The sequence below is a fragment of the Dehalogenimonas etheniformans genome (assembly GCF_014672715.2).
Classification (GTDB): Bacteria; Chloroflexota; Dehalococcoidia; order Dehalococcoidales; family Dehalococcoidaceae; genus Dehalogenimonas; species Dehalogenimonas etheniformans.
Genome location: NZ_CP058566.2, coordinates 30,050 through 43,864 on the forward strand (window position 1 = coordinate 30,050; position 13,815 = coordinate 43,864).

The window sequence follows — 13,815 nt, forward strand, 5'->3', positions numbered from 1 at the left end:
CGGCTCGCATGCCACGCTCACCGGAACCTCTGACCGAGCAGCCCCGCCAAAGAGGCGGTTTACAGAGGGATCGTCCTCCTCACAAAGAGGGCAGAGGGAATGGTGGGTTAGCACCCGTCGTAAATCTGACAAGAGCGAGGGGCCCTCCGTTGATGGAGAGCCCCTCGCGATAATGACTTCCCGTTGAAAAAGAAATTACTTCCTGTAGCCACCATCTTCGGCGGTTAGCGTACTGTTTATGCCGAATTGAGGCAGGGAAGAATCCCACCACTCTTCCGGATCTTTAAAGGCCCCATAACCGAAGGTTCGGCCCATATTAGCAAGAAAGCCATTGAATACTGGAACGTAAGAGATAGTCGACTTCAGCACAGAGTGGATGATAGCCCCGCTTCCAGTCGAGAAGGTGCAATAGGCGGCGCATGCGCTGCAACCGGAACCAGGAATGGCTTCATTTACATAGTTCCTGCAACCCGATCCATCGTAATAGAACCTCTTAATTCCCGCTACATGCTGAGTATCAGGTTTGCCATTAATGGGAGGCATTTCATAGCTTGCTTCCCCGGCATCTAATCCTTGTATAGATTTGGAGGGGCAAGAATCGGCGCAGATGCCACAAGTCTGGCAGAAACGCCACACCCCGGCGTCGATTGGATGGGTCTCGGCAAGCGGCATATCCGTAATTTGGCATAGGTCGGTGCTTCGCGGACCCCAGGCGGGAGAGATTACCCAGTTGGCCATGCGAGCGGCCTCAGCCTTGCCGGTGAAAACAGCGACACCAGGCGTGTTAAAGCAGTCGGTGCCATGTCCGGTGCCTCCAAACATGTTGTAACCAAGAGCCCTAAAGAACTGATAGGTACTATAGTAAGCGATATTGCGGATTCCGGAGTTGGCTACAAGATTCGATTTAGACATCCTTGATGGGTAGGTCCTGTCGGTCTCTCTGGGTTCCGGTCCGCCCAGATACATTACGTTCAGGTCTTTGGTCGGGACCACCCACTTCTCCTTGGTGTAATAGGGCTCAGCTACATCCTCGTACACGATGGGTCTTGCGGCCGAGGCTGGAACATCAGCCGGATCGGTATCGATATATTTCGCGCCCGTAGCACTGCCCTTTTCATTCTTAGCCACTAACTTGGTGCGCCAGGTGCTATCCAGATTGTTGAAGCCGGCTTCTGCCATACCAAACAGTCTAATGGCGGCGACCACCATCTTCGAGTTCTCTTCAGGAGTGCCCTGCCATTTGGGTACTCCAAGACCCTCCGGAGTCGTCACGTTTATCTTCCCATCAACCTCTGGGCCAAGAAATGACACCGACCATCGGTTGGACTGGCTCAAGGCAGACCTTAGAGCTTCCCATTTGTGACCGAAACCAGGCACATTGTCCTTCATCCTTTTCGCTTGAAGAGCGCCCGATTCAGCATCTATTTTTTCGACGTAGGCTTTCCCATAGTATTTGGCACGGATATTGGAACACTGTCCCATATAGCGCCGGTCATAGCGGTGTATAACATTCCAATCTATTTCAGGCGTGGGATCGAGGCGCTCGCGTTCCTTGATATACCAGGGATGTTTTTGGAGTTCGCCGCTTGATGCCAATTCATCCAGGTCATGAAAGGTCGGAGCTATCATGGCGGCTCCGCCGATCCCGGCACCTGCCACTCCAAGAGCTTTCATGAATTGCCTTCGAGAAACCGTGCTGTGAAATCCTGTCACTTGACTTCCTCCCTTAAAATATTGTTACTCTTTTATAATAAAGAATCCATAATTTAACATCGTACTAAAGGACTAATGGGTATGCCTATAGTATTAATCCATTACACTGATTTATTTTCATTAATGTCAATGGAGGTATAAAGATAAATAAAAATTAATCATGACTGCCCCTAATTATTGACTCGAAGATAATTCACAGGATAAACTCTCCGAAAACGGAGTGTTCTTTGAATACCATTTCGCCGCTGGCAATTGAAACATATGGCTTAACTAAATATTTCGGCACTACCCGCGCCGTGGACGGAGTCGACCTGGCGGTAGCCGCCGGTTCGGTTTACGGTTTCCTGGGGCCGAATGGGGCGGGGAAAACGACAACTATCCGCATCCTGGCGACCCTGATGCAGCCTGATGCCGGGACAGCCCGGGTATTCGGCTACGATGTGGTCGGCCAGGCTGACGAGGTGCGGCGGAGGGTCGGCCTGACCGGCCAGTTTGCTTCGGTGGATGATGACCTCACCGGGCAGGAGAACCTGGTGCTCCTGGCGCGCCTCCAGGGATTCGGCTGGCCGCTAGCTAAGAGGAGGGCAGCCGACCTGCTGGAAGCCTTCGGGCTGAGCGAGGCGGCGGGGCGGATGGTCAAAACCTATTCCGGAGGCATGCGCCGGCGCATCGATATCGCTGCCAGCATCGTCGTCACGCCTGAACTGTTATTTCTCGACGAGCCGACAACCGGCCTCGATCCGCGCAACCGCAACCAGGTCTGGGACATCATCAAAGCCCTGACCGGCTACGGCTGTACCATCTTCCTGACAACCCAGTATCTATACGAAGCCGACGAGCTGGCCGACCGCATCGCCGTAATCGATAACGGCCGGATTGTCGCCGAGGGCACCAGCGGGCAACTCAAGGCGGCGGTGGGGAGCGGGGCGGTGCACATCCGCCTCATCAACGCCGAATCGCGAACCATTTCCGAACAATTACTGACGACCAAATTGGGATTAGCGGTGAAACCCGAGTCCGACCCAGCCGAGTTTTCCATAATCTTGTCCGATCCGGACATGGCAACCCGGGCACTCTGGGAGCTTAGCCAGGCGGGTATTGGCGTAGCCACGTTTTCCTATGGCCAACCCAGCCTCGACGAGGTCTTCCTGATGCTGACAGGGCATCCGGCAGACTCAATCCATAACCGGGAGCCTCTCAAATGAAGGACGAAACGACTTTTCAACCGGAAATGATCCGCACCGTTCTCTCCATCAAGGAACGACCGCCGGGACTATCGCCGCTGGCAACGACGCTGGCCTTCGGCTGGCGGGCGATGTTAAAGATCCGGCATGTCCCGGAGCAGCTTTTCGATGTCACCGCTTCGCCTATCATCTTCCTCCTGATGTTCACCTATCTCTTCGGCGGCGCCCTGGCCGGGTCCACCGGAGCCTATCTGCAGTTTGTGCTGCCCGGCATCCTGGTCATGACCATCATCATGATCACGATCTATACCGGCCTGGGCATCAACCAGGACATTAAGAAGGGCGTTTTCGACCGTTTCAGGTCACTGCCCATCTGGAGGCCTTCGGTGATCGCCGGCATGCTGCTGGCAGACGGCGCCCGATACACGATGGCCTCGGCGGTCATGATCCTGCTGGGACTGGCCCTGGGCTACCACCCGGAAGCCGGATTTTCCGGGATTCTCCTATCGGTCCTTTTGCTGCTGGCTTTTTCTTCCTGCCTGTCGTGGATATGGATCGCCCTGGGGCTGGTGATGCGAACGCCAGAGTCGCTGATGGCGGTGAGCATGATGATCTTGTTCCCGCTGACCTTCGTCAGCAACGTCTTCGTGGCGCCGCAGACGATGCCGGGCTGGCTGGAGTCTTTCGTAAATGTAAATCCCGTCACCCACCTGGTGACGGCGGTGCGGGGGCTGATCACGGGGGCCCCCGACGCCGGGGAAATCGCCATCGTCCTGGCAGTGAGCGCCGCGCTGCTGCTGGTGTTTTGCCCGCTTGCGATAAGGCTGTATCAGAAGCGCCAATAATTGGTTCCGAGGGACTACCTGCAAGGTGATGATGATTTTGGCCGCTGCCAAGGCGGACTATTGCCACAGCCTCGATTTTTATCAAGATCTTTCGCCTAGAAGCGCATATCAGCTCTTGAAAAAAGCCTCATCCCCAGAGTATTGTGAGTATGGACGTCTCGATAACCTGGTGACGGAGGTGGGATATGTTCAAAACAATCGTTGTTCCTCTGGACGGCTCTCCCGTTTCAGAACAGGTCCTGCCCATGGCGGCTGAACTGGCTAAATGTACCCCTGATTCCAAGATAATCCTGCTTGAGGTGATCAAGCCGGTGGGTCCAAGCGTGATAGACGCACTGGTACTCTCAAACGCCAGCGAGGTTGAGACGCTGACGCCGGCAGAGGCGAAAGATTATCTCAGGCAGATAGCCGCGAAATATCTGGCAGGAATCCATGTACAGATTTTGGCGGAGGAAGGCGGGGCGGCGGAGATCATCCTGCAGACGGCCAAAGATAACAAGGCGGATGTGATCGCCATGGCAAGCCACGGCAGAAGCGGGATCGCAAGGCTCACTCTTGGGAGCGTGACTTCACAGGTCATCAACCATGCGGAGATTCCGGTGCTAGTAGTCAAGGCAAAATAGGAGAGCCCCGCGCGGTTCTCGCCGATGCAAACCTAGCGCCCCCAGAAATAGTTTCAGGTTGAGGAGCTCTTCGATACCACCTTTCGCACTTTGCCGCCCGAAAAACAGAATTACGAGAGCAAGCGCCATTTCATCCTCAGCCCGGTCCTTGAATTAGTTTACCATGTAAAAAAGTTAAGAAGTGAGGTCGATGCCCCTCGGATCGCTGCCGCCATCAGCTAAATCCGACAAACAAGACTGATGAATCGAGTTTTGACCAGAGTAATTCGTGTGTGAATATTAGAAGGTGATATTTACAACGAGCCTGGCTTTGATCGCGCTTGTCGCAGGGGCGGTGGCTTCGTTAGCCGGTTTCGGCATCGGTAGCCTGCTGACGCCGCTGCTGGCGCTTAAAACGGGAATCGGGGTAGCAGTAGCCGCCATAGCGATCGCCCATTTCATCGGAACCTCACTTCGATTCTTTATTTTGAGGGCATCAGTAAACAAAAGAGTCCTGCTGAGCTTTGGCCTGGCCAGCGCGGCCGGAGGATTAACCGGGGCTTTGCTTCATAACACCTTCAACAACAGCCTCCTCGGCGTAATCTTCGGGTGCCTACTCATAATCGCGGGAGTCTCGGAAATCACCGGATTAGCCGGCAAAATCCAGATCAAAGGACCACTCTCCTGGTTCAGCGGGGCGCTTTCCGGACTGTTCGGGGGACTGGTGGGCAACCAGGGAGGCATCAGGTCCGCGGCGTTGACCGGGTTCAACCTGGGAAAAGACGAATTCGTGGCAACGGCGACGGGGATCGCGCTCATGGTCGATTTCGCAAGGATCCCGGTTTATTTGGCGGTACAAGGGCGCGAATTGATTCCGATCTGGTATTTGATCACGATCGTTACGATCGGGGTCATCGTTGGAACACTATTCGGCAAAAGGATCTTGCAGCGACTTTCTCAGGAAGCTTTCACGAAAACGGTGGGAGTGGTTCTTTTCGGGATAGGTTTACTAATCCTAATCCGGATTTAGCAGTAAAAACGAGAGGAGCTGAATAAGCTCCTCTCGTTTACCGAGTTGGGACACTAAGGTTTATTTCCGATAGCCGCCGTGAAGAGCGGTCGTGGTGGTGTCGATGCCGAGCATCGGCAGTGACTGATCCCACCATTCTTCCGGATCCTTGTAGTTGCCGTAGCCGAAAGTCCGGCCCATGTTGGCCAAGAATCCATTGAACACGCCGACATTGGCGATAGTACCTTTTAAAACGGAGTGAACAACAGCTGCGCTTCCCGTAGAGAAGGTACAATTGGCAGCGCAGAGGCTGCAGCCGGTACCGGGATAGGTCTCAGTGACCCACAGGCGGCAAGAAGCGCCGTTGAACCAAATCAACTTAGCGCCGGTGGAGTGTTGGGTATCTGGTTTGCCTTCGATATTCGGTTTGTCGAAGGAAGGTTCGGTGCCTTTCTTCGGAATAGAGTTGGAAGGGCAGACATCGGCGCAGATACCGCAGGTCTGGCAGAAGCGCCAGATACCAGCATCGATCGGTTTGCTTGGGGCGACGGGCAGGTCGATTGTCTGTGTCATGTCGAAAGCCCGAGGACCGTAAGCTATAGAGATCGGCCAGTTGCTGTGCCTACCGCATTCGGCTTTACCGGTCAGCACAGCGATGGTGCCGGTGTTGAACATGTCCGACTGGTGACCCGTCAGACCGATGCCACTGTAACCTAACCCATTGAGGAACTTGTGGGTACTGAAATATGCCATATTCCGGATGCCCGAATTGGAAACCAGGTTGGACTTGGACATGCGGGAGACGGCCGTGCGGTCGGTTTCGCGTGGTTCCGGTCCAGACAGGAAGATTACCCAACGTTCGGCGGTGGGGATGACGCCCTTATTTTTTGTATAGTAAGCCTTGCTGACATCTTCATAGACATACTTGAAACGTTCGGTGTCAGGGGGAGGATAGGGGACGGTCAGGTCGTTGTATTTGGAGGCGCTCACGCCATCGGTGGTATAGGAGACTACCAGCTTGTTGCGAAGGGTATCGTCAAGCTGGGCAAAACCGATTTCGCCAACGCCAAATAGCCTGGTGGCAGCCATGAGCAGCTTGGAGTTCTCTTCAGGACTTCCCTGCCACTTGGGAACCCCCATTGTATCAGGAGTAGCGCCCAGACTGGCACCTTCCGGCCCGGTGAATCCGGCGCTCCAGGTATTCGATTGGCCAAGGGCATTCCGGAGCACTTCCCACTTGTGGCCGAAGCCGGGGGTGTTACCCTTGAGCAGCTGGGCGCTCAATGCCCCGGAGTTGGCGCTCGCTTTGTTAACGCGATCGGTGCCGTAATAAACCGACTGAACATGGCCCATCTGGCCTTGCCATGCGCGGTCGTACCGCTTCATGATGTTCCAATCGACGTCGATGGTGGGATCTAGAAGTTCGCGTTCTTTGACATACCAAGGGTGTTTTTCGAGAGACCCTGCTGACGATGTCAACTCGTCTACGTCGTGAAACACTGGAGCGGTTAAAGCCGCCGCACCCAGGCCAGCCCCTGCTAATCCCAATCCTTTCATGAATTGCCTGCGAGATACGGTGCTGTGGAATAGGGACATTTTACCCTCCTTTTTTATTTTGACTTAAGGTTATAATCAGTCACGCTCGAAGTAAATACGTATTTATGCCGATTTATATTTATTAATCTTCCGCCGAACGTGATAATTAATATATATTCATACTGATAATGAAATAATAATTTTCAATGAACGGGAATAAATAATGATATTATATAAAATATTTAAAATTACTAATCATAACCCCATCACTATCTAGAACCACTTGACATGAAACCTTCCAAGAATACAATTGTTCCATGGATTTTTGGGTAGCTTTTTGGACCGCTGGTTTGACTGGGCTGGTGATCTGGATCCTAAAAAAGATCGGGAAAAGAAAACTCAGCAAGCGGTTGGGGCAGGCGGCAGTGATTCTCGGGGTTATCCCGGTATTGGTTATTTTCTTTCTCGGCGTTTACCGTATGGCCGCTGCGAGCGATCAGACGTCCATCGACACAATCGGCACACAAACCGCCCGCGACCTGGGAGAATGGCTGAGGATAAATTTCATTTCGATAATCGCCGGTGAAATCGGCGGATTCGTGCTGGCGAAAGTGCTGCCTAAATAGCGCTCATATTATGAAATTCAGACTCACACCATTCTGGATACTCTGCTTAACAGGCGGTGTGGCCATTTTCAGCTCGACGATGGCCAAAAATCCGGCGCTACCGTTGTACGTCAAATCGTTGGGAATATCGGACCCCGCGCTGGGTTTCATCGCCGCTTCATCCACTATCGTCGGTATCCTGGCCAGCTTGCCTGCGGGGGCGATATCGGACGCCATCGGGCGCAGGAGGGTGGTGTTGTTTGCGGCGGTGATCTTCGCGACCGCGCCTTTTTTGTATCTCTTCGTCCACAACGCGGGAACGCTGGTGCTGGTGCGCGTTTACCATGGACTAGCCACGGCGATCCTAGGACCAGTTGCTCTGGCAATCGTGGCCGACACTTATGCAAAGGGGCGGGGGGAGCGGATGGGGTGGTACTCATCGGCAACGCTGGTGGGGCGGTTCCTGGCGCCGTTCGTCGGCGGGCTGCTGATTTTCGGCAACGATTTCCACCTGGTCTATCTGGCTGACGGTGTCGCCGGAGTCATAACTCTGTTGCTGGCGATCCGATTACCGAAAGATTCAACCGGAAATGCGAGGGTCGCCGATACACTGAGAAAGAACTGGCGCAAATACGTTAAAGAGGTCTCTTTCGTCTTCCGGCATAAGGGAATACTGGCGACCAGCGGCGTCGAAGCGGCACAGTATTTCGGCTACGGCTGCCTGGAAACTTTCCTGCCGGTTTACCTAAACGAGAAGCTGGGGTTTGCCGCATGGCAGATCGGGCTCCTGTTCACCGCCCAAATCGTGGTTACCGCTTTCACCAAACCGATCATGGGCAGGTTATCCGACAAGTACGGGCGGATCCGAACGATCATGGCCGGACTGATCCTCGGGGGAGCGATAATCATGCTCATCCTGACTACCTCCAGCTACCTCCTGATGCTGATTCTTATCGCTACATCAGGATTGGGGCTTGCTATTGTCACCTCATCAACCTCGGCGCTGGTAGCAGACTTGGCGCGGGAGGAGGGGAGGGGGAGCGCACTCGGGATTATGTCCGGCATCATGGACATCGGGCAATCTAGCGGTCCGATCCTGACTGGTATCCTGATCGGGGCGTTCTCATTTACCTTGGCCTTCACCACAGCCGGGCTTGTCCTTATAGTCATGAGCATTATTTTCTGGTTGGTGATGCGGTCGTCCAGGCAACAAACCGAGACGACCGGCGTTCAAGACAAATGACACCCCTCTGAAACGGGCGTATAATTGCCATAATCCCGTTTGCGAGGTCCCCATTGCCAGATCCCTCATCAGTCCCGGAACAGGATGCTTCCGATTTCCAAACCCTGGTCAACATCATAGACCGACTGCGGGCTCCGGACGGATGCCCGTGGGACCGGGAACAAACACACCTGTCTGTCCGCGACAGCTTGCTCGAGGAATGCTACGAGGTGCTAGAAGCGATAGACTCCGGCGACAAGATTGAGCTTAAGACCGAGCTGGGCGACCTATTGATGCAGGTCGTATTTCATTCGAAAATCGCCGCGGAAAACGGCGATTTCACCATCGGCAATGTCATCGAGGGCATCGTCACCAAACTTATCAGACGCCATCCCCACGTTTTCGGCGACAGGGAAGCCAAAGATGCGGGCGAGGTGCTCCGGCGTTGGGAGGATATTAAAAAAGCCGAAAAACCTACCAGGGAATCAATGCTGGACGGAGTCCCGATAGCTATGCCCGCTCTTGCCTATAGCGAGGAAGTCCAAGGCAGGGTGGCCAGGGTGGGTTTCGATTGGAAAGACGACCAGGGGGTTATCGACAAATTGGTTGAGGAGATTGCCGAACTAAAGGAAGCCGCAACAGGCGCAGAAAGAGAAGCGGAGTTTGGCGACGTCCTGTTCACCCTGGTCAACTATGCCCGGAGACAGGGCATCGACGCCGAAAGCGCGTTAAGAGGCGCAAACCATAAGTTTGCAGAACGCTTCAAGGCGATGGAGGGCTACTGCACTGAAAAGGGAATATCCTTCAAGGACTTGACCTTCGACCAGCAGAACGAAATTTGGGAAAAGGTGAAGGAGCAGACTTAATCGTGGTATTATGTAATAAAATATTCGAATGCAGCATGGAGATTCTTCGCTGCTCTCAGAATGACAATAGGGGAGATGGTCGGGGCGAGAAGATTTGAACTTCCGACCTCAGCGTCCCGAACGCTGCGCGCTAACCAGGCTGCGCTACGCCCCGCCAGAATGATTATTATACGGTCAGCCCTCCGGCAATAGCAAATAGGATGGCAGTATGAAATACGTAGTGCTCATCATTGACGGGGCCTCCGGATGGCCGGTGGAATCGCTAGGAAACAAAACGAGCCTGGAAGCGGCAGAGACGCCGAACCTCGACCAAATGGCGAGGCGCGCCACGGTAGGCATGACCGGCACGGTGCCCGAAGGGATGGAACCGTCATCCGCCTGCGCCTGCATGTCGGTGCTGGGCTATAATCCCAAGGTCTATTACAAAGGGCGCGCCGCAATCGAAGCCAAGAGCCTGGACATCCCCATCGCCGCCGAAGAAACGGTCTTCCGAGCCAACTTGGTGACAGTCGAGGACGGGATCATGCGGGATTATTCCGCCGGGCATATTGACTCCAACGAATCCGCCGCCCTGATCAAGTTCCTGAACGAAAAACTGGAGACACCAGACCTTAAACTGTTCCCTGGGGTGGGGTACCGCCATATTTTAAAACTCAAAGGACGTCCGGAAACGCTTCGCGCCGCATGCAAACCGCCCCACGACATCCCCGACCAACCTGTCGAGGGATATTTGCCGAAGGGTGAAGGCAGCGACATCCTGCGAAGCATAATGGATTCTTCTGCAGAACTACTGAAAGACCACCCGATCAATGTCGCCAGAATTGCCCGGGGCGAACCGCCAGCAACTCAACTATGGCTGTTCTGGGGCAGCGGTCCCCTCCCCAAAATGCCGTCGTTCAAGGAACGCTACGGGATAGGAGCGGCGATCACCTCTGGCGTCGATCTCCTACGGGGTCTGGGGCAGATGCAGGGGATGGACGTGATGTGCATCGATGGCGTCACCGATAACATCGACAACGACTACGCGCTTCAGATGGAAGAAGCCCTGAAGGCATTAGACATTTACGACATGGTGGTGGTTCACGTGGAGGCACCAGACGAGGCGGGGCACTCCGGCAACGCTGAGGAAAAGGTCAAAGCGATCGAAATGATCGACCGCGACATGGTAGGGCGGTTGCGGGATTTCAAGGGAGATAAGCTCAGAGTGCTGATCATGCCCGATCACCCGACGCCGCTTAAGATCCGTACCCACGCCGCCGAAATGGTGCCATTTTTGATCTGGGGTTCCGGCGTCAGGACGAGCGGCGCAAGACGCTTCACTGAGGCCGAGGCAAAAGGCACTAAGCTGATGGTGGCCGAGGCGCACAACATTATGAGTATGGTGGTAAGAGGATAAATCCGAAATTCGAATATCGAATTCCGAAATAACACGAACGACTAGACCAGAAAATTCCAACGAAAAGGGTTTTAAAAGCAGGATCTGACACAATGAGTCCCAGAGAAGATGAGGTTTATCGGCAAGTGAGGTATGGAGGGCATCCGCCGGCCTGCACCTGCGTCGAGTGTTGCGAAAAACGGAGAAGGGGAGAATCTACCGGGTACCGGGGGGACAGGGTAGGTGGCGGAACTCCGGCGTGGTTCTGGGCGATCATCGGCATCGTTATTATTGCGCTGATTTTGACGCTTGTTTTGAAGTAAATCCAAAAATCGAAACTCGAATACGACACAAATTCAAACAACCGAAATACCAAATGACCAAAATGGAACGAAGAACGGCAAAATGGGCATCGATGCCGTTGGCAATATTTATCACGGCGGCAGTGTTGTCCGGGTGTTCGTTCTCATTGGAGATTCCCGGCGCAGGCTACCCTCCGGCGATAACGCTTACCGCTCCTGATGACGTCGCCGGCATCAACTCCATCGCCGGTGCTCTTTCTTATGACGGACGTCAACCGCCTTACAAGTTGTACCCTGGCGGAGCGTCAGTGAAGCTGGTAAACAATCCAGCCGCCGGCGATGTAACCTGGGCCAGGCTAATAGCTTTTATCGAAAGCGACGCCACGGATCACAACGCCTACATACCCGACAGGTACATGTGCGGCAGCTTTGCGATGGACCTGCACAACGACGCCGAAGAAGCCGATATCAAGGCAGCCTGGGTAGCTATAGATTTTTACGGCGAGGATGTAGGACACGCGGCCACCGCGTTTATGACTACCGACCGGGGACTGGTTATTATCGACGACACATCTTCTTACGATGTTGCTCGACAGGACATCAGCAGCAATGCCGTAGGGAGTTTCGACAAAGTGGCATATATCGCCATCGGGCAGGACTACGGAGTAGTCCCGCTTGAGGTCGCAAGCTCTCCCCTTTATAATTACTACCTGTCTTATCTGGACAATTTCCGGCTGTTCGAACAGAAACGAGACACCTACGAAGCTGACGCCACTGCTTACGAACAGGCGCTCGGCGGCAGGATCAGGCTCAAGGAACCGGAATACACATATTTCGCTAACTGGCACGATAGACTCCAGGCGGAGTAACGGGAACTCAGCATCCTGGGCGATTCACTCGGGGACTACTACTGGGAGAGCCTGGGGGTGGTGTCGTCCGTGAAGATTTACTGGTGAGTTTCGAGAATCGAAAATTGAAAATAAAGGCGTCGGATTCCCGCTTGCGCGGGAATGACAATTTTGAGGGCATTAGCGAGGCAGAATGGCAATCATCGTTCAAAAGTACGGCGGCACCTCGGTAGCTAATGCCGAGCGCATACGCTCCGTTGCCCGCAGGATCATCGCCACAAAAGAGAAAGGCAACCAGGTGGTGGTCGTCGTTTCGGCCATGGGCGATTCCACCGATGACCTCATTGAATTGGCAGAATCTCTAACCGACCGGCCAGACCCACGGGAACTCGACCTGCTCATGTCCACCGGCGAGATCGTCTCATCGACTCTCCTGGCGATGACCCTAAAGCACATGGGACACGAGGCGATTTCCCTTTCGGGCGCACAGGCGGGCATCAAAACCGACGCCTCCCACAGCCGAGCCCGCATCACCGGCATCGAGCCCGAACGTATCCATCGGGAGTTGCATAAAGGGCGTATAGTCATCGTCGCCGGCTTCCAGGGCATCACCGAGAGCATGGAGGTGACCACCCTCGGGCGGGGAGGTTCCGACACCTCGGCGGTGGCTCTTGCCGCTATCCTGGGGGCGAAGATCTGCGAACGATTCACCGACGTCGACGGCGTCTACACGGCCGATCCCAGGGTCGTTCCCGAAGCCCGGCGATTGAAAGAGATAAGCTACGAGGAGATGCTGGAGCTTGCGACCTACGGCGCTAAGATCATGCATCCCCGGGCCGTCGAATTGGGCGAGCTCTATAATATCCCGATTTTGGTTGCTTCCAGTTTCAATGATAATCCCGGCACGTTGATTCACGGAGGACAAATGGAGATTCGGAATAAGGTGAGCGGCATCGCTCACGACCTCGACGTGGCAAAGATCACGATCGTCGGCATACCTGACAAACCCGGCATTGCGGCATCGCTGTTCGAGCCGCTGGCCAAAGCAGGCGTATCGGTCGATACCATAGTCCAGAACGCAAGCGTTAAGCACATCACGGACATGACCTTTACCCTGGCGGAGTCGGACCTGAAAAAAGCAATGGAAGTGGTCAAGCCGATAGCCGATCACCTGGGAGCAACCAGCATCGAGGCCGATCCGAATATTGGCAAGATTTCAATCGTAGGAACGGGCATCCAGAACACGCCGGGTTATGCCGCTAAGATGTTCAGGGCTTTGTACGATGCCGGCATCAACATCGACCTCATTTCCACCTCGGAAATCCGGATAACGGTCATTATCGAGGAAGGCAAGGTTAAAGAAGCGGTTCGGGCGCTGCACAAAGCGTTTGAATTGGAAACCGAAGAATAGTTGAGTGAGCGATGAAAAAAGCCCGCTCAATTGAACGGGCTTTTCAATTTCCAAGGATTCATTTAGCGTTTAGGCTGAAACGACCTCTTTGACCTCCGGGATCTCCCGTTTGAGGAAATTCTCGATACCTTTTTTTAGGGTCATCTGAGACATGGGGCAACCGGCGCAGGCGCCGGTGAGTTTAACTTTAACGACACCGTCTTTGACTTCAACGAACTGAACATCGCCGCCGTCGGCCTGGAGATTGGGGCGGACTTTGTCCAAGGCTGCCTTGACCTTATCCTGCATGATAGCTCC

At 54.3% G+C, this 13,815-nt stretch carries 14 protein-coding genes and 1 tRNA gene; 11 read left to right on the forward strand and 4 right to left on the reverse strand.

The annotated features are described in order from the left end of the window. Positions 1-195: 195 nt before the first annotated feature. Entirely contained in the window at positions 196-1,713 is a 1,518-nt protein-coding gene (locus HX448_RS00180) for a reductive dehalogenase (RefSeq protein WP_226846780.1), read from the reverse strand. Between the two features lie 236 nt (positions 1,714-1,949). On the opposite strand from HX448_RS00180, the gene HX448_RS00185 reads away from it, so the two are divergent. The 4 genes from HX448_RS00185 to HX448_RS00200 all read left to right on the forward strand — a co-directional run bounded on the left by HX448_RS00185 (position 1,950) and on the right by HX448_RS00200 (position 5,374). Beyond that, the gene (locus tag HX448_RS00185) at positions 1,950-2,918 is read left to right on the forward strand and encodes an ATP-binding cassette domain-containing protein (protein WP_394573347.1); all 969 of its coding nucleotides are present in this window, start codon (positions 1,950-1,952) and stop codon (positions 2,916-2,918) included. Next, positions 2,915-3,742, forward strand: a complete 828-nt coding sequence (locus HX448_RS00190) for an ABC transporter permease (protein WP_102330850.1) — start codon at positions 2,915-2,917, stop codon at positions 3,740-3,742. Before HX448_RS00185 ends, HX448_RS00190 begins: the two co-directional genes overlap by 4 nt. Before the next feature lie 185 nt (positions 3,743-3,927). After that, positions 3,928-4,365: a universal stress protein gene (locus HX448_RS00195; RefSeq protein WP_102330849.1), complete on the forward strand. Its 438-nt coding sequence runs from the start codon at positions 3,928-3,930 to the stop codon at positions 4,363-4,365. A 310-nt stretch (positions 4,366-4,675) separates the two neighbouring features. Beyond that, the gene (locus HX448_RS00200) at positions 4,676-5,374 is read left to right on the forward strand and encodes a sulfite exporter TauE/SafE family protein (protein ID WP_162485925.1); all 699 of its coding nucleotides are present in this window, start codon (positions 4,676-4,678) and stop codon (positions 5,372-5,374) included. 60 nt (positions 5,375-5,434) lie between these two features. On the opposite strand, the gene HX448_RS00205 is transcribed toward HX448_RS00200, so the two are convergent. Then, positions 5,435-6,949 (reverse strand): reductive dehalogenase, encoded by a 1,515-nt coding sequence (locus tag HX448_RS00205; RefSeq protein WP_102331098.1) that lies wholly within the window; start codon positions 6,947-6,949, stop codon positions 5,435-5,437. A gap of 257 nt (positions 6,950-7,206) precedes the next feature. On the opposite strand from HX448_RS00205, the gene HX448_RS00210 reads away from it, so the two are divergent. The 3 genes from HX448_RS00210 to mazG are packed head-to-tail and all read left to right on the forward strand — an operon-like array spanning position 7,207 to position 9,582. After that, positions 7,207-7,515 carry a hypothetical protein gene (locus tag HX448_RS00210; protein WP_102330847.1) on the forward strand — a complete coding sequence of 103 codons (309 nt, stop codon included), beginning with the start codon at positions 7,207-7,209 and terminating at the stop codon, positions 7,513-7,515. Between the two features lie 10 nt (positions 7,516-7,525). Continuing rightward, positions 7,526-8,737 carry an MFS transporter gene (locus tag HX448_RS00215; RefSeq protein ID WP_102330846.1) on the forward strand — a complete coding sequence of 404 codons (1,212 nt, stop codon included), beginning with the start codon at positions 7,526-7,528 and terminating at the stop codon, positions 8,735-8,737. 53 nt (positions 8,738-8,790) lie between these two features. After that, positions 8,791-9,582 carry a nucleoside triphosphate pyrophosphohydrolase gene (mazG, locus tag HX448_RS00220; protein ID WP_102330845.1) on the forward strand — a complete coding sequence of 264 codons (792 nt, stop codon included), beginning with the start codon at positions 8,791-8,793 and terminating at the stop codon, positions 9,580-9,582. 76 nt (positions 9,583-9,658) lie between these two features. On the opposite strand, the gene HX448_RS00225 is transcribed toward mazG, so the two are convergent. Continuing rightward, positions 9,659-9,736, reverse strand: a tRNA-Pro gene (locus HX448_RS00225). A 54-nt stretch (positions 9,737-9,790) separates the two neighbouring features. Between HX448_RS00225 and HX448_RS00230 the strand changes: the two genes are divergently transcribed. From HX448_RS00230 to HX448_RS00245, 4 genes are all read left to right on the forward strand, one after another. Further along, positions 9,791-10,978 carry a cofactor-independent phosphoglycerate mutase gene (locus HX448_RS00230; RefSeq protein WP_190259879.1) on the forward strand — a complete coding sequence of 396 codons (1,188 nt, stop codon included), beginning with the start codon at positions 9,791-9,793 and terminating at the stop codon, positions 10,976-10,978. A 92-nt stretch (positions 10,979-11,070) separates the two neighbouring features. Further along, the gene (locus HX448_RS00235; RefSeq protein WP_162485821.1) at positions 11,071-11,280 is read left to right on the forward strand and encodes a hypothetical protein; all 210 of its coding nucleotides are present in this window, start codon (positions 11,071-11,073) and stop codon (positions 11,278-11,280) included. Positions 11,281-11,333: 53 nt separating this feature from the next. After that, the gene (locus HX448_RS00240; protein ID WP_190259880.1) at positions 11,334-12,128 is read left to right on the forward strand and encodes a hypothetical protein; all 795 of its coding nucleotides are present in this window, start codon (positions 11,334-11,336) and stop codon (positions 12,126-12,128) included. A 172-nt stretch (positions 12,129-12,300) separates the two neighbouring features. Beyond that, the gene (locus HX448_RS00245) at positions 12,301-13,518 is read left to right on the forward strand and encodes an aspartate kinase (protein WP_104201585.1); all 1,218 of its coding nucleotides are present in this window, start codon (positions 12,301-12,303) and stop codon (positions 13,516-13,518) included. Positions 13,519-13,587: 69 nt separating this feature from the next. Here the strand turns inward: HX448_RS00245 and HX448_RS00250 are convergent, their stop codons facing one another. Continuing rightward, entirely contained in the window at positions 13,588-13,806 is a 219-nt protein-coding gene (locus HX448_RS00250; RefSeq protein WP_104201584.1) for a NifU family protein, read from the reverse strand. Positions 13,807-13,815 lie beyond the last annotated feature (9 nt).